We start from the raw sequence: 24,090 nt of genomic DNA, 5'->3' as shown, positions 1-24,090 counted from the left end.
TGCTACGAAATAGCTAGCCAACAAGCTCGACGAGCATATTTCGAAGCGAGGGAACTTGAGTCATGGTCCACTGCCGCGAGAGATGGTTGTAGTCGCGGTAGACGGGCACATCACCATCCATCACCTTGCACACTTCCTCGTCGCACAGCGTGTCATTAGTCGTGTAGAACACCGCAAGATCATGACCAGCGATGGCTTCTTTCGCCACTGTCTGAAGCACGGCGGTCATTTCCAGAGCCTCGTCTCTGGGCGACGCACAGCCCTCAGCGTCTCCGCCTGAGCGCACTAGGCAGGTACTGGGATCGTAGCCGACGCGCGGGTTGTCTTGAATCACGCCCACCCGAGCACCCAGTGTCTCAAAAAGAGTGATCGTGTTGTCGTAGGAAGCACGCCACAGGTCGAGTTGTTCGGACAACACAAGGGCTCCCCCGTCGGGTTCAACGATTCGCCCGTCGTAGGCCTCAGCTTGGGAGATGAGAACTGCATCAGGTTCGATTTCCTCGATGATGTTTTCGGTGTCTTGGACGAAACCTTGGCACCCTTCAGTGAACTTACCCTTAGAGTCCAAAGTATCCACACCAATCGCCGCGCAGGCGGTGAGCCACCGAACAACCAGCCGAATATTCTCTTGTTTCGCTGCTTCAGCTAAGGCATCTTTCCATTGCCCCGCATGAGAATCGCCCACCAGCACAACGGTCACCGGGCTATCCACGTCGCCCATCTCACAGAGATTGACGCCGCTTACGACAGTGGTTTCTCGGTCGCACTCCGGTGCAGGTTTATCAGCCCGAGCTTGCTCGATCAGCTGGTATTCCTGAACCGCAAGGTTTCCCTGCACCACGGCGCCACCGGCTAAAAGGAGCCCGACGACGGTTACGGCTGCGGCTGAGATGAAGGTGCGCCGAAGAGAACGGACGAGTGCCGGGTTGAAGCGAATGGGGTTCTCAACCAAGTAGTAGGTGATGGCAGCCGCCACGAAGGACGCAGCGGCAGCTCCTACGGTGACTCGAAGGCGTTCTGACTCGAACGCCACCCCTGCTAGCACTATGAATGGCCAGTGCCAGAGGTACCAAGAGTACGACAAGTTGCCGACCCACTGCATCGGTGCGACCGCGAGCACACGCGCCGGCAAAGCAGGAACCTCGTCATCTGCGCGACGGCCGCCGAGAATGATCAGCATCGTCGCCACGACGGGAAGAAGCGCTGCGAAGCCGGGAAACGGCGTGGTTTCAGGGAGCAAGACGACGGTCGCCAACAAAACGGCCGCACCGATCACGGTCATCAGGGAGCGGAGCATTCTCGCGCCGAGATAGCGGCCGGGAAGCAGCGCAAGCAGGCCTGCCGCTGCGAATTCCCACGCCCGTGCGGGCAGAAGATAGAAAGCGGCCGATGGTGCCGCCTGAGTCCAGATGAGCGCGAGTACGAATGAGAGCAGAATTGTGGCGGAGAAAGCGATGAACAGCACTCTGCGGATCGCAACCCCCTGGCGATGGGCGATAACGGCAGCGACAATCACCAATAGCGGCCAGAGGACATAGAACTGTTCTTCGACACCAAGAGACCACGTGTGAAGGAAGGGGCTCGGATCGCCGAGGTCGACCGTGAAATAGTCTGTCGCTTGTTGAGAGAACAGAAAGTTAGACACGTACAGCAGGCTGCTTGCGGCGGCTCGCCCCAGATCGGCCCATTGAAGTGGTGAAAGGAGCCAGGCCGCTAGAGGTAGCGTCACGAGCACCATGAGCACGGAAGCAGGCACAAGCCGGCGCACACGTTTGGCCCAAAACTGCCCAATGTTGATCCGGCCGGTATTTTCAACTTCGCGCAGCAAGTTTGTAGTGATCAGGAATCCGGATATCACGTAAAAGACGTCAACGCCGATGAACCCGCCACCAAAGCCGGGGAAACCCGCATGGAACGCTACAACAGGAACGATTGCCAGAACTCTGAGCCCGTTGATATCTCCGCGGAACCATGAAGCGAGACGCGTTGGCGCCTTACTGTTCTGAACTTTCGACACGGTTCCCCTGACACGACCGGACTGCCCGGACCGACGGCAGACTATCAGTTGAACACGATGCAGCTAGACCGAGCGATGCTCTGCAAGCCCCAGCCGACGCCTCGCTACAGCGCTACAGCTTCGACCGATTCTCGTGCTATCTGTAGTTCTTCATTGGTGGGGATCACGAGAACCTTCACGGGTGAAGCGGATGCCGACACCACACGTTCGTCTCGTCGCGCTTCAGAGTTGGCTGCGGCATCCATCACGATGCCGAACGACTCAAGCCCTTCGACGGTGGCCAAGCGAGTGTTCGCATTGTTCTCGCCGACGCCGGCGGTGAAGACGATTGCGTCTGCTCCACCCAGCGCCACGAGGTACGCCCCGAGGTAGTGACGAAGCCGGTGGTAGTAGACCGCGAGCGCCGCCTGCGCACGCTCGTCGCCAGCATCCGCCTTCGATTGCACGTCACGCATATCGCCCGTGCCGGTCATGCCGAGCAGGCCGCTTTCGCGATTGAGAAGGTGGTCGAGCCCGGGGAGATCCATGCCCGAGCGGCCCAAGTGAAAGAGTGCGCCGGGGTCGATATCGCCCGAACGCGTGCCCATCACGAGGCCTTCCAACGGGGTCATTCCCATTGACGTTTCGACACTGCGCCCGCCGTCGATGGCACAGACCGAAGCACCGTTACCGAGGTGGAACACGATCAGCTTGAGATCAGCGAGATCCTTGCCCAGAACGGCAGCGGCCCGTTCCGCGACGTAGCGGTACGAGGTGCCGTGAAAGCCGTAACGTCGGATGCCGTGCGTGCGAGCCAGCTCGGTGTCGATCGCGTAGGTGTACGCCTTGGCCGGCAACGTGCCGTGGAACGCGGTATCGAAAATCGCGACGTGAGGCACCGTGGCGAACGTGGCGCGCGCAGCTCGAATGCCTTTGAGGTTGGCCGGGTTGTGCAGCGGCGCCAGCACCGAAATCTCCTCGAGACGATCCTCGATCTCGTCAGTAATGACGGTTGCGGCGGTGAATTCCGCTCCCCCGTGAACTACACGGTGGCCGACTACGGCCGGATGCTCGTCCCCCAGCTCCGCCAAAATTTGACGCATGCCGTCGTCGTGGTCCGCTGCGCCTCCGCCGGGTTCCCCGATGCGTTCCACGATGCCGCCGCTGTAGACGGAACCGGACTCGGCATCCAGCAGCTCCCACTTGATGGATGACGAACCAGAGTTCACGACGAAGACGGTGGTCATGCTTGCTCCTGCTTCTCAGCCGCGACGGCCTGTGCCTGGATAGCGGTGATCGCCACGGTGTTCACGATGTCTTGCACGAGCGCTCCTCGCGAGAGGTCGTTGATGGGCTTGCGCAGGCCCTGAAGCACAGGCCCGATTGCGACGGCGCCCGCACTGCGCTGCACAGCCTTGTACGTGTTGTTTCCGGTGTTGAGATCGGGGAACACGAAGACCGTGGCGCGGCCAGCCACTTCAGAATCGGGCATCTTTGACTTGCCGACCGCGGCGTCCACGGCGGCGTCGTATTGGATGGGGCCGTCGACTGCGAGGTCGGGGCGACGTTCGCTCACCAGAGCGGTCGCAGCGCGTACCTTGTCGACATCCGCGCCGCTGCCCGAGGTTCCGGTGGAGTACGAGAGCATCGCGATGCGCTGGTCGATTCCGAATTGGGCTGCCGTGGCGGCGGACGATATTGCGATGTCGGCGAGCTGGGCGGCATCCGGGTCGGGGTTCACAGCACAGTCGCCGTAAACCAGCACGCGGTCTTCGAGACACATAAGGAACACGCTCGACACGATCGACACATCGGGCTTCGTCTTGATGATCTCGAAGCTGGGGCGAATCGTATGCGCCGTGGTGTGCGCAGCGCCCGACACCATGCCGTCGGCGAGGCCCAAATGCACCATCATCGTGCCGAAATACGACACATCGGTCACGGTCTCGCGGGCGACATCCATCGTCATTCCCTTGTGGGCTCGCAGCTTCACGTATTCGGTAGCGAAACGGTCGCGTAGTTCTTCATCAAAGGGGCTCAGGATGCTCGCGCCCGAGATATCGAGACCGAGCTCAGCCGCACGCCCCCGCACTTCGCCCTCGTCCCCGAGAATCGTGAGCTTGGCCACGCCTCGACGCAGCAGCGTGCTCGAGGCGCGAAGGATGCGGTCGTCGCTGCCCTCGGGCAACACAATGTGCTGCGGGCGTTGGCGGGCACGATCAAGCAGGCCGTACTCAAACATGAGCGGCGTCACGACCGTGGGCGGATGCAAGTCGAGGCGGCGCATGAGCTCGGCGGCATCCACGTGCTGTTCAAAGAGCGCGAGCGCAGTGTCGAACTTTCGCGGCGACTCCGCAGCCAAACGACCTCGGGTCTTCGTGATGATGCGGGCCGTGTCATACGTGCCGAAGGAGGTGCGGATGACCGGCAGCGCCACATCCAAACCGTCCATGAGGCGCTCGATCTGCGGCAACAGGTCGAAACCACCGTTCAGGATGATGCCCGCCAGTGACGGGAACGTCTCGGAGGCGTGGGCCATCAGTGTCGCGAGCAACACATCCGAGCGGTCGCCGGCGACCACCACGACCGAGCCCTCGATGAGACGCAGCAGCACGTTCTCCATCGTCATGCCGGCCACAACGACGCCGAGTGCTTCACGCTGCAGCAGGTCAGCGTCACCGCGCAGCAATTCGCCATCGACAGCGGCCAATAGCGAGCCAAGGCTCGGAGCAATAAGGAAGGGGTCTTCGGGGATAGCCCAGACCGGAGTATCGTCGCCGACCGCAGCGCTCACTCCCCCGATGATGTCGTCGAGATGATCGGGGTCTGACCTATTAACTACAACGCCGACCAATTGGGCGTGAGCGGCATCCAACTCTTGATGAGCGATCGAATAGACCTGAGCCATGTCGGCGGGGCTGCGGCTCTCGCCATCCTCCGACTGACCGCCCAAGACTAGGAGCACCGGCGCACCGAGGTTCGCGGCGACGCGCGCGTTGTACGACAGCTCAGTGGGGCTGCCGACATCCGTGTAGTCAGAGCCAACAATGACAACAACATCGCACTGCGCCTCGACGGCCTTGAAACGTTCGATGATGCGGCTGAGCGCGAGATCGGGATCAGCGTGAACATCGTCGTAGCCAACACCAACGGCGTCGTCATAGCTGAGGTTGACGGCTTCGTGACCCAGCAACATCTCTAAGACGTAGTCGCGCTCATCACTGGTGCGAGCAACCGGACGGAACACCCCCAACCGTTTTGCTTCACGGCTGAGCGTGTCGAGCAGACCGAGGGCGATCGTGGACTTGCCAGCGTGACCCTCGATGGAAGTGATGTAAATGTTCCGCGTCACAGCTTCAGCCTACGCGTCGAACATGCTGATCAGCACAAAAGAAAAGACCCCTCGCGCACCCGCCAGAGCCCGGTTACCCTTGCTACGTTTCCGTCCTGGGGGAGTTGGCCTGGATGGCGCCACGCGAGGAGCCACCTCCAGTCTACCCAAAATTAGAACGCTGTTGCGCGCCCTCGTCACTGGCCTAATTCACAGCGATTGCCGCGCCGATTACCGCTGAACCCCCGACCCCGTTATGATCACTTGAGGTTGTTTGCGCTAACGCGTGTTCAACTTGCCAGGAGAATTCGCCTAGTGGCCTATGGCGCACGCTTGGAAAGCGTGTTGGGTGCAAGCCCTCGGGGGTTCGAATCCCCCATTCTCCGCATTTGAAGGCTGATGTCGCACGGCGCGAACTGACGAAAGGGACTGCCGTTGTCACGGAACAGCACCCCCTACGATCTTTCAGCGCGCGATCCTCGTCAGCGCATTACCCCGCCGCGTAGCCTGTTTCACCGCGGAGTTATTGCGGGTCTCGCGTTCCTCGGGCCCGTTTTCGGCGTGCTCTACATCATCGTTCTCCCCGATGGGCCTTGGCTTGCGGTCGTGATCACCCAGATCGTGGCCATCCTTGTGGCGGTCGGCGCGATCATCGCCTACTTTCGCATTGGCATCTGGTTCTCCCCCGACGCCCCCATCGTCAGCGAACGCGGTTTCTTCGGCCGCACCGTGCACTTCGCGAAAGCGGATGCCAAATACATGCTTCTTGCCGAGGTCTATACGAGCGACGGCCTAGAGTCGCGGCCCACGCTCGCCGTCATGGGAGCCGACGATCGCCGCCTGCTCCGGATGCGCGGCCAGTACTGGTCTCCCGAACACTTCGATCAGGTTGCCGCCGCGTTCTCCGTGCCCACTACGCGGATTCCGGGCACCGTGTCGACGGGCGAAGTTCGCGAAGATTACCCTGCCTCGCTGTATTTCTTTGAACGGCATCCGACCGCCTTTATCGCAGTCGCGATTGGCGCTACTGCAGCCACCGCGGCGATCTTGATGGTCGCGCTAACGTACCTGCGCTCGCTCGGCGCTTAGCCCCCTGCGCCAACGACAAAAGCCGCGCCACCCCACCCGCCGAAGCGGAACAGGATGACGCGGCTTACTGCCGTACGGGGTACTTAGCTCTTGACCGAACCGCTCATCAGCCCGCCGATGAAGTACTTGCCGAGCACGATGTACACGACGAGGGTCGGCAGCGAGGCAAGCAGCGCTCCCGCCATCGCGGCACCGTAGTTGGCCAATTGCGCGCCCTGAGCGAGGTTGTTGAGCGCGAGCGACACCGGCCCCTCGTTCTGGTTCGAGAGGAACAGTGCGAACAGGAAGTCGTTCCAGGCCGACGTGAACTGCCAGATGATCGTGACCACAAAGCCGGGAAGCGACAGCGGCAAGACGATGCTGCGGAACGTGCGCAGCATCCCCGAACCATCCATGCGAGCAGCTTCCATGAGCTCGTGAGGGATGCCGGCGTAGTAGTTGCGGAAAATCAACGTACAGATCGGCAAACCGTAGATCACGTGCACGACCAACAGGGTGGAGACATCGCTCGGCAACCCGAGGCTCGTCTTCATCTGCACGAGCGGCGTCATGATCGCCTGGTACGGAATGAACATTCCGAACAGGATGAAGGTGAACACGACATCGGCGTACGGGAAGCGCCAGCGGGCGAGAACGAAACCGTTCATTGCTCCGAGGAACGACGCGATCAGTGCGGCGGGAATAGCGAGCAAGAACGTGCGACCGATGGATGCCGAGAGCGCGTTCCACGCGAGTGCCCAGTTATCGAAGCCGGTGGGTCCACCCTCAAAGGCGGGTTCCCATGGCCAGCGAACCGGCAGCCCCCACGAGGTAGCGGGGTTGACGTCCTGCGGCGGCTTGAGGCTCGTGACGATGAGCACGTACACGGGCATCAACACGATGATCAGGAACAGTACGAGCAAGACGTACTTGGCGGTGCGACTCAATCCAGCGCGAACGCGGATCGACGACTGTTGCGGCATTCCCGACGTGCGTGAGGTTTCAGTCGAGCCGGGCTTCTTTTCGAGTCCAGTGCTGACACTCATCCTTGCCTCTTCTCTGCGCGAGCGGTGTAGATCAGGTAGGGAACGATCACGACGGCAACGAAGAGCAACAGAATGGTCGCGATCGTGGCTGATTTGGCGTAGTCGTTCGAGGTCAAGGCAACCCACAGGTAGGTTGCGGGAACCTCGGTCTGGTAGATCGACTTCGTGATCGCCATGATGAGGTCGAAGACCTTGAGCGACATGTGGCCCACGATGATGAGGGCGGAGAGGGCTACGGGGCTCAACTGCGGGAAGATCACGTAGCGGTAGAGCTTCCACTCGGTAGCGCCATCCATGCGGGCTGCTTCACGCAGCTCTTCAGGGATGCCACGGAAGCCCGAGAGGAACAGTGCCATAACGTAACCGGCGAGCTGCCAAATGGCGGGCAGTGCGATGGCGGCCATGCCCCAACCGGGTTCGTTCCACCAGGAGTTCTGGAGAAAGTCCAGCCCCAGGTTTTCGAAGACTCGGTTGAGTCCGGATGCACGATCACCCTCAGCGCTGTTGAGCAACCAGCGCCACACGACACCGGAGGCCACGAACGAGATCGCCATGGGGAACAGGAACACCGAGCGGAAGACGCCCTCTGCGGTGACGCCCTTGTCGAGCATCCATGCCCACAAGAATCCGAAGATCATGGTGCCACCGATGAAGAAGACGGTGAAGACACCGAGGTTCTGCAGCGAGTGGATGAAGCGCTCTTCAGCGAAGAGCGCGAAGTAGTTATCGAGTCCAACGAACTCGGTTGCCGGAACCAGGCTGTTCCGGTTGCTGAGCGACACCGAAATGTTGGCGCCAATCAGGCCGTACACAAAGATGCCGAGAACGACGATCGTCGGGGCAATCAGTAGGAGCGGCGGCCCCCAGTTTTTGTATCCTTTTTTCACGCGCGAGCTCCTCGGTTTGCACGGTAGTGGGTGGGGGCGCGTGCCCCCACCCACCGTTATCTCGTGGTGCTAGTTAGCCCTGAGCCTTGTCAGCTGCGGCAACGAGGCCGGAGAGCAACGAGGCTGCATCGCGGTCTGCGCCGAACTTACCGATAGCCGAGGAGATGTCTCCCGACCAGGCGATGCTGGCTGCTGCGCCGTGAGCAAGCGAGCTCACTACGGTGTCTTCACCGAAGGAGGTGATGGCGGTCTGCTGGTACGCGGGGTAGTCAGCGGCAACCGTGTCGGTGCGAGCCGGGATCGAACCCTTGGCGAGGTTGAATGCCTTCTGGCCTTCAGCCGAGCTGATGGTCGTCAGCCAGTCAATGGCAGCTGCTTCGTGAGGAGCGCCTACCGAGAGAGTGAACGAGTCAGCGAGGAAGTCGAAGACTCCGTCGGTGCCGGGGGTTGCCCAGGTGGTGTACTCGTTGTCGTAGGTCCAACCAGCCTGCTGGAATGCAGACTCGGCCCAGTCACCCATGACGTTGTACGCAGCGTTGCCATCGAGAACGATCTGCGTTGCAGCATCCCAGTCGAGGCCGGCGAAGTCGCTGTTGGTGTATTCGAGCAGCTCGCCGTAGTGGCCGATTGCGGTCTCTACGCCAGCGTCGTCCCACGAGGTGTCGCCGGTCCAGAGGCCCGAGTAGCCCTCAGCGCCAAGGTCAGCGATGAGAACGTTTTCGAAGAGCTGCATCTGAGTCCACTCAGTACCGAGCGCGAGAGGAGTCTCGACTCCGGCATCCTTGAGCTTCTTCAGGTCAACGAGCCAAGCGTCGATGTCAGCGGGAGCGGCCATCGGGTCGATTCCGGCATCCTCGAGCACCTGGGTGTTGGCCCAGACGACGTTGGCACGGTGGATGTTGCTGGGCACGGAGTAGATGGCGCCATCAACAGTGATGCGCTCGATCAGGCTCTCGGGGAAGACATCGGTGAGGCCGTTCTCTTGGTAGAACGAGCTGAGGTCCTGCAGCTGACCGGCGTTGATGTAGTCAGTGAGTTCTGCTCCGGCGTGAGCCTGGAACGTGTCCGGCGGGTCATTCGACTCGAGGCGTGACGCAAGAGCTGCCTTGGCGTTGGAGCCGGCGCCGCCAGCTACTGACGCATTGATGAACTCGATGTCGGGGTTCTGCTCGTTGAAAACGCCGACGAGAGCATCGAGACCGACCTTCTCTGAACCTGAAGCCCACCAGGTGAATACCTCAACCTGGTCAGCGTTGTCGGGGTCTGAGCTTGGGGTGCTCGAGCAGCCTGCAAGAACGAGGCCTAAGGCCACCGCCCCTGCGATCATGGAAAGTGGCTTACGCATTCTGTGTTCCTCCATTGGAAAGTGAGTGCTGTTCCGTTCAAGAAGTGAATCGGACGTACATCAGTAAAGTGCCTCACCCTTGGGTTTGACAAGTGAACGCAGCAGATTTCTTCAGAATTTGTTGGTTACGATTTGGCAACAGCGACGCTATAGCGCCGCTGTCCCCGATGCCCCTACCCGAGGTGAGGCACGTAAAAAGCCCATGAATACTGGGAAGTAACGGCCTGCGTCGCAGTTTCTCTCGCGCCTAGGCCACCTGGAATGCCCGCCCCGTTAGCGCCGTTTGAGCGTGGAGAAAATTCCGCGCAGCACTTCACGAACGACAGTTTGTCCAGTTCGTGAACCCAGGACGTCACCCAAAACGTTCGTATCCTTACGCGTCGAGGTGCGCGTGGTGGTGCGGCTAGAGCTCGACGATGACGACTTTTTGTTCATGTCTTTCAGCGCGCGTTCGTACTCAGCCTGCACCTTCGCTTGCTCTTTGGCCTTGGCCTTGGCGAGCTTCTCGGCTTCCTTCGCAGCGTCTTCCGCTGCCTCCGCCGCTTCGGCAGCGGCATCCGCTTCTGCCGCCGCGTTCATCTTCACGGCCAGAATCTCTCGGGCCGATTCGCGGTCAACAGCGGTGCCGTACGTCGCCATGAGCGGGGATGCCGCAACAGCCGCTTCCATGACCGCGGCGTCGGTCGGAGACATCGAACCTTGAGGCGCGCGAAGCCGAGTCCACGCCACTGGCGTTGGCGCACCCTTCTCGTTCATCACCGTGATGATCGCTTCACCGGTCGCGAGCGTTGTCAGCACTTCGCCGAGGTCGTAACCCGAGGTGGGATAGGTCGAGACTGTCGCCTTGAGAGCCTTAGCCGAATCCGGGGTGTGGGCTCGCAACTGGTGCTGGAATCGTGAACCGATCTGCGCCAGAACATCACTGGGAACGTCCTTGGGAGTCTGCGTGACGAAGACCACACCAACACCCTTCGAACGGATCAAGCGCACCGTCTGCGTAATCGAGGCAATGAAGTCCTTCGACGCATCCTTGAACAGCAAGTGAGCTTCGTCGAAGAAGAACACGAGCTTGGGCTTATCGATATCGCCGACTTCGGGCAGGTCATTGAAGAGGTCGGCCAGCAACCACATGAGGAACGTCGAGAACAGCGCCGGCTTATCGCTGACGCCCGGGATTTCGAGCAAGCTCACGATTCCCGCTCCACCGGCGTTCGTGCGCAAGAACAACGAGGTGTCGATCTCAGGCTCACCGAAGAAATCATCGGCACCCTCATTGGCGAACCCGATCAGCTCACGCAGGATCACGCCAGCAGTCGCCGACGAAAGCCCACCGAGGTTCTTCAACTCAGCCTTGCCCTCGTCGCTCAGCAGCCACTGCACCACGGCACGCAGATCGCTCAGGTCAACCAGCGGAAGCCCGGCCTGATCGGCGTAGTGGAAGATCAGGCCCAGGCTTGATTCTTGAGTGTCGTTGAGCCCTAACACCTTCGACAACAACAGTGGCCCAAAGCTCGATACGGTGGCCCTAATCGGAACCCCCGTGCCCATCCCGCCCAGCGTGAAGTACTCGGTGGGGGATGCCGCGGGCTGCCAGTCTTGACCGATCGAGTCGGTGCGCTCCAGCAGTTTCTCACTCGAGGTTCCTGCCGTCGCGATGCCCGAAAGGTCACCTTTGATGTCGGCCGCAAACACCGGAACTCCCGCAGCGGAAAGCTGCTCGGCGAGCACCTGCAAAGTCTTCGTCTTACCGGTACCCGTAGCGCCGGCCACGAGACCGTGACGGTTGAGCATCGCAACAGGGATGCGTACGGGCACACCGGCGAGCGCATCGCCGTTCACGAGGGCACCCATCTCAAGCACCTCGCCCTCAAAGGCGTAGCCGTCGCGAACCGCAGCAACTTCATCGGCGGACAGCGGGCCGTCGCCAGTCTCGGTTAGTGCGCCCGTGGGGGCGGATGCCGGAGCGGCTTTCGGCTTGCTCGTGGTGGTCTCGGAGTTCGCGCTCGTCTCGGCAGCAGGCTCGGACTCAGCAGCGGCCTCCGAGTCTGCGGCAGCGGCTGCCTGCTCGGCGGCAAGCGCGGCTTCTGCCGAAGCGAGTTCGGCAGCCGCGAGCGCGGCCTGAGCCTCGGCTAGGGCCTTCTTGGCTGCTTCTACTTGGGCTGCGGCATCCGTCATGCTTCTAGCCTACGGAGTGGCGCCAGTCACGACCATCGATTCACCGAACTGCGCGCGAACTACTGAGGTTTCTCCGCCTCGAGCTTGCGCGCGAACGGGGCCCACAGAATGACGGCAACCCCGATGCCCACCAGTACCCCACCGATCGTGTCGCTGAGCCAGTGCGCTCCAAGATAGGTGCGGCTGAGGACCATCAGAATTGTGTATATGACACCGACGATGATGATCCACCGGCGTTGCAGCAACAGGATGAGCACCACCGTGAGAGTGGCGGCATTTGCTACATGCCCCGAGGGGAATGAACCGAAGTCTGCGGTGACAAGAATCTCGTCGGGGCGCGCTCGACTAAAGAGTGATTTCAGAAGCTGAACGACTCCCGCGCTCACGGCAGAGGCCAGTAGGAAGTACAGCGCAGCCCAGCGCCGCTTCAGCAGGAAGAACGCGAGCGCTCCCCCCAGCGGAACGACGAACACCCCAAACCAGCCACCGCCCAAGAAATTCATGGCGAGCGCTGGCACGGTAAACACGTCGGCACGGATGCTGAGAAAGTCGTCGAGAACGAGCTGGTCGAGGCTGAACGGCGTGCTGCGCGTACCGATGAGTAGCCCGAGCGTTACTGCTAAGACGACTGCGCCGATCCCGCTAATGAGGGGCCAGCGGGTGGTGATGCGGCGCGCCTCCGCCTGCGAGATCTCAGTTTTCACAACATCACGTTAGTCGCTCGACCTCAGCGACTGCCGAGAACGCGGAGAGTCGGCCGCTCTCGGGCACTGCTTGTCCAGTCCCCGGACACTGCGCGCCCGCTCGCCACGTTTAGCGTGAGAGCGCCGGTACGGTGCGCGGACGCACCACGGTCCACATGACGATGATGGAGACAATCGCCGTCGAACCCATCACGATGCCCATGGGGATCGCGTTAGTGATTCCGAACGCACCGACGATCGGCGAGGTGAGGCCGGCAAGACCAAAGTTCACGGCGCCCAAGACAGAGGCAGCTGTGGCAGCCTCTCCCCCGTGGTTAGCAAGCGCGAGCACCTGCGTGCAGGGGAATGAGAAACCACACGACATCACGAAGACGAAGAGCGGAATAAGCACGGTAATCAGATCGCCGTTCACGATGTCCAAGAAAACAATGGTGGATGCCGAGAGCAGCAACATGACGCCGGAGCCAGCAAGGATCCACTGCGGCCCGATAAAGCGCATGAGGAACGCACTCGTTTGCACGCCGATCACAACGCCGATTGAGTTGACCGCGAAAACGAGCCCGAAGGCTTGCGGGTCGAGCCCGTAGACGTTCTGCAGCAGGAACGGGGATGATGCGAGGTACGCGAAGAGGCCCGAGAACGTCATACCGGCGATCACCGCGGTACCCACGAAGACGCGGTCGGTGAAGAGCGCCTTGTAGCGCTGCCCCGCGGTGGCATGACCAAGATCACGACGGCGAGCGGGCGGCAGCGTCTCCACGATGAAGAACCAGGCGGCGAGCAGCACAAGGCCGCCATAGATAGCGAGGAAGACAAACATTCCGCGCCACGGCGTTATAAGAAGTAGCTGCGAACCGATCAGCGGCGCGAGGATCGGGGCAAGCCCCTGCACGAGGGCGAGCCTCGAGAGCATCCGCACCAGAGGAAGACCACCAAAGAGGTCGCGCACGACAGCCATCGCCACGACTGCACCGGCCGCGGCGCCCATGCCCTGAATCAAGCGGAAGACAAAGAGCAGTTCGATGTTGGCGGCGACAGCTACGCCGAGGCTTGCGACGAGGTGCACCGAGGTGGCGACAATAAGCGGCAGTCGACGACCGAGGCGGTCGCTGAGCGGGCCGACGATGAGCTGGCCGAGCGCGAAGCCCAGTGTGGTCGCGGTGAGCGTGAGCTGAACAATCGCCGCCGTCGTATCGAGATCAGCTTCGATCAGCGGGAACGCCGGCAGATAGAGGTCAACGGTGAACGGCCCGAGCGCGGTCAGCGCTCCGAGCACCAGAACGTAGACGAGACGCTGGCGCGCAGAAAGAGAGTCACCCGGATGAACAACGGTAGTCAAGCGATTCCTAGCTATAAGAGAGGCCCTGTGCGGGCGCGGTAAAGAGAGAGTGCCCGCAACGCCGAGGACTCCCCCAGCCTAAGCCCCTGCATGGCCTGCGCTGTGTCGCGGGCGGCGAGTGGTCTCGACGCGCTGACGGGGCGCCGACGAGACCGCCGAACGCTCGCCGACACTGCGCTAGTCGGTGCGGTTTTGCTCCGCATACAGCCGCGAATACACGCCGCCGCTCGCAATGAGCTCGCTGTGGGATCCCCGCTCCACGATGGAGCCGCCCTCCACCACGAAAATCACGTCGGCCGAACGCACGGTCGACAAGCGGTGCGCGACCGCGATCGTCGTCCGGCCGCGGGATGCCGTGTCGAGCGCTCCTTGAACGGTGCGTTCCGAAATGGAATCCAACGCGCTCGTCGCCTCGTCAAGGATCAGAACGCTGGGGTCTTTGAGCAGCACGCGCGCGATCGCGATGCGCTGCTTTTCGCCGCCCGAGAGCCGGTAACCGCGCTCCCCCACGACGGTGTCGTAGCCCGCGGGGAACGACATGATGGTGTCGTGGATGTTGGCGGCACGGGCCGCGGCTTCCACTTGCTCTGTCGTGGCATCCGGTCGCGCATACGACAGGTTCTCGGCGATGGTGGCGTGAAAGAGGTAGGTCTCTTGACTCACGATGCCGATGTTGCGAATCAGCGAGTCCTGCGTGAGATCCCGCACGTCGTCGCCAGCGAAGAGCACACGGCCGCCGCTCGCCTCGTGCAACCTCGGGATCAGGTAGGAGACCGTAGTCTTGCCGGCTCCCGACGGCCCCACGAACGCGGCGTACTGCCCTGGCTCGATGCTGAAGCTCACGGAGTCCAACGTCGCCTTGGTGGATGCATCAGCATCCGGATAGCGGAAGGTGACGTTGTCGAACTCGACCGCCCCCAGCGCATCCTCCCGTACCGTGTGCGCGTCGGGCTTATCGGTGATCGCAGGTGTGAGGTCGAGGTACTCGAAGATGCGCGCGAAGAGCGCCGATGAAGTTTGAAGATCGAGTGCCACGCGCATCAGGCCGAGCAGCGGGAACATCAGCCGCGCTTGAACTGTGGTGAATGCCACGATCGTTCCGGCGGTCACATCGACGCCCCCAGTAATAAGGTACGCAGCGACCATGTACACGATCGCGGGGATGACCGAAAGGAAGATGTTGACGGTGGCGAAGAACCACTGGCCACTCATCTGCTGGCGAACCTGCAGATCGATCTGCTGTTCGTTCTCGTCGGAGTATCGCTGAGTCTCGACCTCTTGCTGGTTGAAGCTCTTCGACAGCAGGATGCCAGACACACTCAGTGATTCTTGGGTGATCGCGGTCATGTTGCTCAGCGACTCTTGCGTCTTCGTCGCAATGCGAGCGCGGATCTGGCCTACGCGACGCTGAGCGATCACGATGCCCGGCAGCACGATGATCGCCACGATCGTGAGTTGCCAGCTCAACACGAGCATGCTGATGAAGGCGGCGATAACGGTCACTGTATTGCCGATGACGCTCGACACCGTGTTATTGAGAACGCCGGCTACGCCACCGACGTCGTTCTGCAAGCGGGATTGGATGACGCCCGTTTTAGTTCGCGTGAAGAAGGCAAGTTCCATGCGCTGCAGTTGGTCAAAGAGTCGAACGCGCAGCGCGCCCATGACCTTATTGCCGACCGTCGCTGTGAGGTAGGTCTGCCAGACGCCGAGAGCCGCCGAGGCGACCCAGAGGCCCACCATGATGAGCACGAGTTGGGTGAGCACCGGGATATTGGGGGTTCCGGATGCGGGGAACAGACCTTCGTCGAACGCTTGCTTAGTCAGCAGGGGCGGTAGAACGCTGATTGCGGCACCGATAAGTACGAGCGTGATGGTGAGAGTTAGCGTCGCTCGATGCGGTTCGAAGAGAGTCGCGATGCGTCGAAGGAGGTTGGGGATCTTGGGAGCGGCTGCGTTCTCCGCCTTCTGTGCGGAGTAGTCTCCGCCACTCACTCGGCCACCGCGTCGGGGGCCGCCACCTGCTGTGCTCATTCTTCGAGACTAGTTTGCCGAACTGCCCTTAACGGCCAATCGCACAGCGCCCGAGTGCGCTGTGCGAGAAACCTTAGAAGGGAGTTCGGTGGGCAACTAGGGTTACCCACCGAACAGTCAGGATCAGCTGCCGCGAACTACCGAACGTCGTCGCGCAACGCTGAACCCTACGAGCACCAATCCGAGCTGCAGGAACCCGAGTCCAGCGAGTGTCGGAGCGATTGTGCTCGAGCCTGTGTATGCCAACGTAGGCAGCTCAGGAGTTGGCAAGCCGAGGGTCGGCAGGTCAACTGTGGGAGGAGTAGTCACCGGGGGAACCTCTGTGGGGGGCTCCTCGGGAGGAAGCGGGAAGGTCGGGAGGTCGCACTCTTCGAGCGTGACATCTCCTTCCGCGCTCAGCGTCTTCGCGGCGTTCACGATGGAAACCGTGTAGGTAGACCCGTTGGGCACCTCAGTGAAGGTCAGAGCATGAGTCGGCAGCTCAGCTTCGAAGCTGATCGGCGCAACAGCGTCGAGCGATGCACCTGTTGCCTTGTCAACGATGCTCACCGTGTAGGTCTGGCCTACGGCGAGTTCCTTAGCCGATACAGCGACTTCGGATGCTCCCAGCACGTTGCACTCGGCTTGGGCGATCATCAAGATTGGCTGCTCAGGGCACGGCGCGAGGTAGATGTCGGCCGCCGCTGTCACCGTTGGCGTGGACTTGGTATCGGTAACCACTACGCGGTAGTTCTTGTCGACCTCGAGGCCCTTGAAGGTGAACTTCTGAGCGTCGCCCTGCGCCGAATTGAACTTCTTAGCCTCACCGACAACGACGTTGTCGAGCATCAAAGCGACGCTGTAGTCGCGACCGACAGCGTAGTTGGAGATCACAGCAGTGATCGAACCCTCTTCGCCAGGAGCGGTGCACTGCTCAGCGGTCAATTCCACCGTGGTGTCGCTCGTGGCACACGGGATCAGCACTACGGAGGTGCTGTTCGCGTACTCCGGCTGAGACGCGTCGGCAACCGTCGCGGTGTACTTACCCGGCGCCATGCCTGTCAGGTTCGCATCGAAGCGATCAGCGGTGGCGAGGTAGTTGTTCTCCGAAAGAACAGGCTTCTTGTCTGCACCGATGACGACAATGTTGTAGGTACGGCCCGGAACCAAGCCCTCGATAGCTACGGTAATTTCACCTTCAGCGTCTGATGAAACTGCGTCACACTGCGTTGCCATCAATACGGGCTCCGGAATGACGCCAGGGCACGGGAGGAAGGTGTGGGTGCTGCTCTTCAGCGGTTCTATGCTGGGTTGGCTCGTGTCTACGACGGTCGCGTAGTAGGTAGCGGACGGCGTCGCCGGGGAGTTGTACGTGCCAGTCGCCGAGTTGGCCGTGAACGTGTGGCTATCGACTACTGCGTTCGAGCTCGCGTTGACGATGTCGATGCGGTAAGTGCGACCTACGGCGAGGTCACTCACCTTCACTTTGATCGAAGCGCCTTCGCCAGGAACGGTGCACTCGTTCGCAAGAATTGCAATTCCTACGACATCGGGGCACGCAATCGTGATGACGCTTTTGCACGCGCTCAGATCACGATTCGTCGTGTCGGTAATTGTCACTTTGTAGGTCGAACCAGCAGCGAGGTCGCTCCACGTGTAGCTTCCCGTGCTCTGCTTGGGGGTGTAGATCACGGTCTGAGGAGCCATTCCGCCACCCTCGAGTGTCAACTCGTACTTTCGGTCCGCAACAAGGCCCTTGAAAGTCGCGGATACATCTGTCGATCCGCCAGGCACTTCGCAACTCGTCGCAGTGACATCGGTGATGACGGGAGTGGCACACGGGGTCGAGGTCTTCGTCCACGTGCGGTTCCAACTTGAGTGCGTGGGGTTGTTCCACGCAGTTACCGACGCAGTGAACGTGTGAGCCTCGGTGGAGTTGGGGAACGCGAAGTAGTGCGAACCGTTCTTGCTGAACGGGATTACCTGCTCTTCGCCGCCTTCAAGCTGGAACTTGATGAGGTTCTGCTGACCTTCACCCGAACCACTCGCCTCGTAGTAGCGGCCGGTGACCGTAACGCCTTCGCACGAGACTTCGATGCTCGGCGTGTGTGCCTCAGCTGCGGAGGACACCGAAACAACGGCAAGTCCGGAGCCGACGACCAGCGCGAGTGCGACCAGGGCGGAAACGCCGCGCAGGTTCTTTAGCGACCAACGCTTGTTCTGCTGGCCAGTGGAGTTATCGAATCGGGGGCTTCGATTTGCGGCGCGCCAACGCACCAAAAAGTTATTCACTTCGGGTTTCGCTCTCGGGTAACGAGCAACCTAGAACAGTACGAACTAAAACGCTGGGGGCGCGTTAGCCCGGCGGGGGATTCCGGGTAGCTCTATCGGGTTTTGTCACACGTTCGGGGGTCAAGAATGCGACGTGCCTATTATGGGGGGTCTCGGCAAATGAACGCAAGCCCGACGCGCGGAGGGAGTAGTCTATGACTCTCGCGTCACCCACCCGACTAGGCGAGAACTTCGAACTCATCGAAACATTCGTTTCGAAGGGGGGAATCCAACAATGGCGATAGCCGACGTGAGTACGCTGCAACGCGCCTTCGACGCTGCCCGCTCATCCGGAGACTTCACTCTCGCCGTCGACGAACTTCGCGAAGGGTGGCCCCTTCTCGTCAGTGCTTTCGGCGCGTCTCTTCGCACGATGCTCGATTCCACCCCCGCTGAGCTCTGGCACAACGACCCGTGGTTGATCACGTGTTACGCCTCAAGTTTTCGCTCGGCGGATACTGATAGCCGCACCGCCTCCCTCCCCTACTTCGAGGCAGCTCTCGCGCTCATCACGCCAGAAACGCCCGCTTTCGTGCGCGCCACTCTCCACGTTCGATATGCCGCGGCACTGCGTTCACTGGGTCGACTGAACGATGCTCTCGCCGCCATTTCGGTGGCGAGTTCCATCGCCGACAGTCACGACGTTATCCCGCTCGCGCGCCGCATCCCGCTCACTGCAGAAATCGCGCTTCACCGCGGCGCCATTGCACTTCACGGCGGAGACTTCGATCGAGCCAAGGCTGACTTCCGCCTTGCCGGCTCCCTGGCCGAAACGAACCTCAGCGTTGCCAATCAGCTTGAGGTCTTCGGATGTCTCGCGCTCATCCAATTGCTTATGGGTGACTTCGAGCACGCACTGAGTTATGTAGCGCGCGCGGAATCAACCGGAGCGAGCCCCGCCCTGCGCAACAGCCGATTCAACAGCCCGGCGCTCATCACCGAACTCATCGTCACGATCATGCAGCGGGGCGGTGACGGGCTTGGGCCTTTGGCCACCCGGATGCGCGACGCGACAGCGAACAGCGACTGGGAGCCCCTCGGCCTCTACGCCCACGCGTTCGTGGAACTCTTCGACGCCCGCCCTCACGAGGGGCTCGAGCATTTGCGGCACGCACTGCTTGCCCTCGATGGCTGGCAGCCGGCCGGATTCGTGGATGCCGAGATTCGCGGCTTGAGAGCCGCCGCTTTCCTTCAACTGGGAGATAGCGGCGCTGCCTGGGACATCCTCGCCGACTTCACACCGACGCAGCATCACACCGTGTGCCCCGGCCGACTGGTAGCCCACCTGCGTTTTGTCACGGGAGACGCCCGCGGAGCCCTCGATGCCATCCGCGACTGCGAAGTATTGGGCGACGCCCACTCGAGCCGCAATCTGGCCGATATCTTCCTCATCAAGGGCGCAGCCCACCTCTCGCTGGGCAGCGAAGAACAATCCGACGTCGCTTTCGACCGCGCACTACGCTTGGCCGCGCGCAATCGAATGCACAGCCCGTTCCGATTGGTACCCAGCGAGGTCGTTCAAGACATGCTCACGCGCGCATCGGGTCGCAGCCAGCCGCTCGAAGTCGGCGCGCTCATCAAACGGCTCGACGGCCTCACCGTTCTCCTTCCCACGCGAGACTCACAAGCCCTCAGTGATCGCGAGCGTGCAATCGCTCGCGAACTGGTGCGTGGAAGTAATTCCGCCGAGATTGCGGAAACATTGTTCATTTCGGTGAACACCGTGAAGTCTCACCTCAAGAGCATTTATCGCAAACTTGGGGTGACCTCCCGCGTAGAAGCCATCCATAAATCCCGCGAGTTAGGGCTCCAAGTGGATATCACCCACGACTAACCCTCCATTCACCCTCGAGGCTGTTGCTGCGCCGGTGTCGCCTCGATACATTAGTGGGACTACTTCCGCTAGCCCCGCATTCTTGCGCGCCTAGCGGTCTCGTGCCGAAATATCCGCCTCCGGAACCTGATCCCTGGTGTCAACGGATTCGGCACGCTGGTGGGGCGCTCGGCTGGTTACCAAGCGCCCCACCCCCTCTCTCACCGGCTCTCCCCCGAGACACTTCCCCCGGTTTGCACAGCGGGCTCTGTACGCGGGCTTTTAAGCATCCCCGCTACGCAACGCGCCAGTCGTTTCTCTCGCGCCTCAGACCGCCCGTGAGCGCTCCCAGAGCACTTTCCCCGCGACGGCCACACCACCGCGCGCTAGCGTGGGACAGAGTCAACGCGCTGCCGCCCGCCGAGTGCGTACGGCAGTTAACGCAGAAAGGCGCCACCCCGAAGGGTGACGCCTTTCTGGCTAAGCATGCCTCCGGAGAGGCGTGATCCTCGTGAGAGGAATCGACTACTTAAGGGTTACGGTTGCGCCGGCTTCTTCGAGAGCAGCCTTTGCCTTCTCCGCGGTCTCCTTGTTTGCGCCCTCGAGCACAGCCTTGGGAGCGCCGTCAACGACTGCCTTCGCCTCTCCGAGACCGAGGCTCGTGAGTGCGCGCACCTCCTTGATGACCTGGATCTTCTTGTCGCCAGCAGCTTCGAGGATGACGTCGAAGGAGTCCTTCTCTTCAACTTCCTCAGCGGCACCAGCAGGCGCGCCAGCAGCTGCAACAGCAACCGGGGCAGCAGCGGTAACTTCGAAGACCTCTTCGAACTTCTTAACGAAGTCGCTGAGCTCGATAAGGGTCAGTTCCTTGAACGCCTCGATGAGGTCGTCGCTTGACATTTTCGCCATGATTTTCTCCTAATATTTCTTGAACTAGCTAGCCCGCGCGTTACTGCGCGGAATCCTGCTTCTCGCGCAGCGCGTCGACCGTGCGAACGGCCTGAGCGAGCGGTGCGTTGAACAGATACGCGGCGCCGAACAGTGAAGCCTTGGCTGCTCCTGCAAACTTCGCAAGGAGCACCTCCCGGCTTTCCAGATCGGCCAGCTTCTTGACCTCGTCTGCAGTGAGCGCGTTACCGTCGAAGTAACCGCCCTTCACTACGAGAAGAGGGTTTGCCTTGGCAAAGTCACGCATAGCCTTCGCAACGGTGACAGGGTCTCCGTGTACGAATGCGATTGCAGACGGACCAACGAGCTCTTCGTCGAACGACGAAATGCCAGCGGCGTTAGCTGCAATCTTTGTCAGCGTGTTCTTCACCACGGCGTATGTTGCGTGCTCACTGATTGACTTGCGCAGCGTCTTGAGCTGGGCAACAGTGAGTCCGCGATACTCGGTTAGCAGAACGGCGGTCGAGTTGCGGAAAAGATCCGTAAGCTCGGCGACCGATGCTTCCTTGTTCGCCATGGTGCTCCCTAATGATTGATGTGTGTCTGCCTCAGAACCGCGTAAAGATATCGGAGGAGCGCGGGGCTCTTAAACGAAAAAGCTCCGGCCCTTCTGCACTAACGCAGAGGCACGGAGCTGAGTTGCGACCAGAGCTGATCGGAAAACTACTTCATACACCTGCGCTGGCCTTCGTTTTCACGAACTTCGATCGCGCACACTTTCATGCACGCAAACGACCTGCGGTCTTTGGCTCCCGTAAGAGTACGTGATCGAAGGCCAGGCTGCAACTCGGCTGCCGGGGCGCTCCTGCGACCGCCCCGCTGCATCCGCTTAAGCTGTTGCTGCTGTCGGAAGCTCGACGCGGAACACGGTGTTACCCGGCTCGCTCGAGACGGAACTCGTTCCCCCCAGCGACTCGACAACCGCCGCGACAATGGCTAGCCCCAGCCCGGTACTACCGGCGGCGCGCGAGCGAGAACTGTCTCCCCGCACGAAGCGCTCGAAGACTTTCGCTTGCAACTCAGCCGCAATACCGGGGCCCGTGTCTCGCACCTCGATAATGGCGCGGCTGCCCTCCGTGGAGAGGCTCGCGGTCACACTCGTGCCCGCGGGAGTGTGGATGCGCGCATTGGCGAGCAGGTTAGCAACCACTTGGTGAAGCCGGGCGCTATCGCCAGTGACGACGACCGCGTCATCCGGAAACTGTAACTCCCACTCATGGTCGGGGCCGGCGACGGCAGCATCCCCCACTGCCTCAATGAGGAGCTGGGAGACATCTACGGCACGGTGTTCGAACGGAGCTGACTCATCGAGTCGCGCCAGAAGAAGAAGGCTCTCAACCAACCCCGTCATCCGCACGGATTCAGCCTCGATGCGCCCAATAGCGTGCGCGACGTCGGTAGGAATTTCATGCCCGCCGCGCCTTGTCAGCTCGGCATAACCACGAATCGAGGCGAGGGGCGTTCGAAGTTCATGACTGGCATCGGCAACAAAGGAGCGCACTTTGTCTTCACTTGCTTGACGAGCGGTGAGAGCGGATGCCACGTGCTCGAGCAAGCGGTTGAGGGCCGAGCCCATCTGGCCGACCTCCGTGCGCGGGTCGGCGTCATCGAGCGAGACTCGCTCAGCGAGCGCCACGGCTCCCCGGTCAAGTTGGAGCTCAGACACCCGTGTTGCGGTGCTCGCCACGCGCTCAAGCGGTCGCAGGGCGAAGCGGACGGCGATCGCTCCGGCAATAGCCGCTACAGCGATCGCGAGAACACCAATTCCCGCAACGAGAATGGTCAGTTGGAGAACAGTCGCTTGAACATCCGAGAGCGGGAGGCCCACGATGAGAGAGTCGCCCGTCACGGGATCGCTCGACACGATCATTCGATAGTCGCCGAGGTCACCGCCTAGAGAGACGGTGATGGGTTCGTTGATCTGATCGAGGCCGGCAAGGGTGTCGAGCTGTTCGCTGGTGAGCGACGATGCGCCACCCTTGACGCCCAGAACTCCCGCGACAATCTCCCCCGAACTGCTCGCCAGCCCAGCAATAGTTCCTGCACTCTGGCCAGGAAGTGCCAAGAAGTCGCGGGCGGGCGGGCGCTGGCCACTGTCGAATTGGCGGCCTTCGAGGGCGCCTTGCGAACGACTCGATGCCGACAACAGCTGGTTGTCGAGACGACCAACGAGAAAGCCCTGCAACGAGAGCACGCTCACGACACCGATAAGAATTGCGGCAAGCGCAATGAGCGCAGCACTGCCCAGAACGAGTCGTTTGCGCAAGCTCAGGGGAGGCCGCCCGGTGCCGGGTGCCTTCACTTCGCGCGGGCGAATCATTCGGGCGCTCGCAACATGTAACCCACACCGCGCACGGTTTGGATCATGGGCGGGCCAAGAACATCCACCTTTTTGCGCAGGTAGGAGATGTAAATCTCTACAACACTGGCCTTGCCGCCGAAGTCGTAGCTCCATACGCGGTCAAGAATTTGGGCGCGACTGAGAACGCGGCGCGGGTTACGCATGAGGTAGCGCAAGAGTTCGAACTCGGTGGCGGTGAGCTCAACCGGAGTGCCGGCACGGCTCACTTCGTAGGTGCTCTCGTCGAGCATGAGGTCGCCGACCTCGATGATCGGGTTCGACTCCCCCGCGATGGTGAGCGCTGAGCGACGCAAGAGCGCCCGCAGTCGCGCCACGAGTTCTTCCAAACTAAAAGGCTTCGTGACGTAGTCGTCGCCGCCCACGGTGAGGCCCGCGATCCGGTCGTCTACTGAGTCTTTGGCGGTCAAGAAAAGAATGGGGGTTTGGATGCCGTCTGCCCGCAAACGCGACAACACCGATAGCCCATCGAGCCCCGGCAACATGATGTCGAGCACGACGATGTCTGGCTTGAACTCGCGGATGGTCGAGAGAGCGGAGGGGCCGTCGGAGGCGAGCCGGACATCCCACCCCTCGTAGCGCAACGCCATGGAGAGAAGGTCGGTGAGCGAATCCTCATCGTCGACCACGACCGCACGAATAGCGGTTCCATCGGCGCGGCTAAGTCGCGGTTGCGCCTGAACCGCGGGGAGGTGGTGTGACTGGGTCATGGGTCTAGTTATTCGGAGTTTCCTA

At 61.3% G+C, this 24,090-nt stretch carries 17 protein-coding genes, 1 tRNA gene and 1 other RNA gene; 3 read left to right on the top strand and 16 right to left on the bottom strand.

Annotation, left to right across the window (positions count from 1 at the left end; translation table 11 throughout):
- Nucleotides 1–13 precede the first annotated feature (13 nt).
- From CLV85_RS10060 to ffs, 4 genes are all read right to left on the bottom strand, one after another.
- Nucleotides 14–2,017, bottom strand: a complete 2,004-nt coding sequence (locus CLV85_RS10060) for an acyltransferase family protein (protein ID WP_157847491.1) — start codon at nt 2,015–2,017, stop codon at nt 14–16.
- Between the two features lie 104 nt (nt 2,018–2,121).
- Nucleotides 2,122–3,243, bottom strand: coding sequence for an acetate/propionate family kinase (locus CLV85_RS10055; RefSeq protein WP_100389498.1), 1,122 nt, complete (start codon nt 3,241–3,243; stop codon nt 2,122–2,124).
- Nucleotides 3,240–5,348 carry a phosphate acetyltransferase gene (pta, locus tag CLV85_RS10050; protein ID WP_100389497.1) on the bottom strand — a complete coding sequence of 703 codons (2,109 nt, stop codon included), beginning with the start codon at nt 5,346–5,348 and terminating at the stop codon, nt 3,240–3,242. The genes CLV85_RS10055 and pta overlap by 4 nt, the downstream gene beginning before the upstream one ends.
- A gap of 39 nt (nt 5,349–5,387) precedes the next feature.
- An RNA gene (gene ffs, locus CLV85_RS10045) (signal recognition particle sRNA small type) lies at nt 5,388–5,484 on the bottom strand.
- 144 nt (nt 5,485–5,628) lie between these two features.
- Between ffs and CLV85_RS10040 the strand changes: the two genes are divergently transcribed.
- Both CLV85_RS10040 and CLV85_RS10035 read left to right on the top strand, forming a co-directional pair.
- Nucleotides 5,629–5,713, top strand: a tRNA-Ser gene (locus CLV85_RS10040).
- A gap of 49 nt (nt 5,714–5,762) precedes the next feature.
- Entirely contained in the window at nt 5,763–6,416 is a 654-nt protein-coding gene (locus CLV85_RS10035) for a hypothetical protein (protein ID WP_100389496.1), read from the top strand.
- A gap of 83 nt (nt 6,417–6,499) precedes the next feature.
- Here CLV85_RS10035 and CLV85_RS10030 read toward each other — a convergent pair whose 3' ends face one another.
- The 8 genes from CLV85_RS10030 to CLV85_RS09995 form a co-directional block, all read right to left on the bottom strand.
- The gene (locus CLV85_RS10030; protein WP_100389495.1) at nt 6,500–7,441 is read right to left on the bottom strand and encodes a carbohydrate ABC transporter permease; all 942 of its coding nucleotides are present in this window, start codon (nt 7,439–7,441) and stop codon (nt 6,500–6,502) included.
- Nucleotides 7,438–8,328: a carbohydrate ABC transporter permease gene (locus CLV85_RS10025; RefSeq protein ID WP_100389494.1), complete on the bottom strand. Its 891-nt coding sequence runs from the start codon at nt 8,326–8,328 to the stop codon at nt 7,438–7,440. The genes CLV85_RS10030 and CLV85_RS10025 overlap by 4 nt, the downstream gene beginning before the upstream one ends.
- 73 nt (nt 8,329–8,401) lie before the next feature.
- A complete protein-coding gene (locus CLV85_RS10020) occupies nt 8,402–9,673 on the bottom strand; it encodes an ABC transporter substrate-binding protein (RefSeq protein ID WP_100389493.1) in 1,272 nt (423 codons plus the stop codon).
- 273 nt (nt 9,674–9,946) lie between these two features.
- Nucleotides 9,947–11,848, bottom strand: a complete 1,902-nt coding sequence (locus tag CLV85_RS10015; RefSeq protein WP_100389492.1) for a helicase HerA-like domain-containing protein — start codon at nt 11,846–11,848, stop codon at nt 9,947–9,949.
- 59 nt (nt 11,849–11,907) lie between these two features.
- On the bottom strand, nt 11,908–12,552 hold the full coding sequence (locus tag CLV85_RS10010; protein ID WP_100389491.1) for a phosphatase PAP2 family protein: 645 nt from the start codon (nt 12,550–12,552) through the stop codon (nt 11,908–11,910).
- Nucleotides 12,553–12,661: 109 nt separating this feature from the next.
- On the bottom strand, nt 12,662–13,891 hold the full coding sequence (locus tag CLV85_RS10005) for a multidrug effflux MFS transporter (RefSeq protein WP_100389490.1): 1,230 nt from the start codon (nt 13,889–13,891) through the stop codon (nt 12,662–12,664).
- A 177-nt stretch (nt 13,892–14,068) separates the two neighbouring features.
- Entirely contained in the window at nt 14,069–15,925 is a 1,857-nt protein-coding gene (locus CLV85_RS10000) for an ABC transporter ATP-binding protein (RefSeq protein ID WP_100389489.1), read from the bottom strand.
- Nucleotides 15,926–16,048: 123 nt separating this feature from the next.
- Complete coding sequence (locus CLV85_RS09995; RefSeq protein ID WP_100389488.1) at nt 16,049–18,196, bottom strand: RTX toxin; 2,148 nt, start codon at nt 18,194–18,196, stop codon at nt 16,049–16,051.
- Between the two features lie 274 nt (nt 18,197–18,470).
- Between CLV85_RS09995 and CLV85_RS09990 the strand changes: the two genes are divergently transcribed.
- Nucleotides 18,471–20,069, top strand: a complete 1,599-nt coding sequence (locus tag CLV85_RS09990; RefSeq protein WP_100389487.1) for a LuxR C-terminal-related transcriptional regulator — start codon at nt 18,471–18,473, stop codon at nt 20,067–20,069.
- A gap of 504 nt (nt 20,070–20,573) precedes the next feature.
- On the opposite strand, the gene rplL is transcribed toward CLV85_RS09990, so the two are convergent.
- From rplL to CLV85_RS09970, 4 genes are all read right to left on the bottom strand, one after another.
- The gene (gene rplL / locus CLV85_RS09985; protein WP_100389486.1) at nt 20,574–20,957 is read right to left on the bottom strand and encodes a 50S ribosomal protein L7/L12; all 384 of its coding nucleotides are present in this window, start codon (nt 20,955–20,957) and stop codon (nt 20,574–20,576) included.
- Nucleotides 20,958–20,997: 40 nt separating this feature from the next.
- Nucleotides 20,998–21,513: a 50S ribosomal protein L10 gene (rplJ, locus tag CLV85_RS09980; RefSeq protein WP_100389485.1), complete on the bottom strand. Its 516-nt coding sequence runs from the start codon at nt 21,511–21,513 to the stop codon at nt 20,998–21,000.
- Nucleotides 21,514–21,825: 312 nt separating this feature from the next.
- Nucleotides 21,826–23,316 carry a sensor histidine kinase gene (locus CLV85_RS09975; protein WP_100389484.1) on the bottom strand — a complete coding sequence of 497 codons (1,491 nt, stop codon included), beginning with the start codon at nt 23,314–23,316 and terminating at the stop codon, nt 21,826–21,828.
- Nucleotides 23,313–24,065, bottom strand: a complete 753-nt coding sequence (locus CLV85_RS09970) for a response regulator transcription factor (RefSeq protein WP_100389483.1) — start codon at nt 24,063–24,065, stop codon at nt 23,313–23,315. Before CLV85_RS09970 ends, CLV85_RS09975 begins: the two co-directional genes overlap by 4 nt.
- Nucleotides 24,066–24,090 lie beyond the last annotated feature (25 nt).

The sequence above is a fragment of the Salinibacterium amurskyense genome (genome assembly GCF_002797685.1).
In the GTDB taxonomy this organism is placed as follows: domain Bacteria; phylum Actinomycetota; class Actinomycetes; order Actinomycetales; family Microbacteriaceae; genus Rhodoglobus; species Rhodoglobus amurskyensis.
The sequence above is the reverse complement of the archived record's forward strand: the minus strand, read 5'-3'. Positions and strand labels throughout refer to the sequence as shown.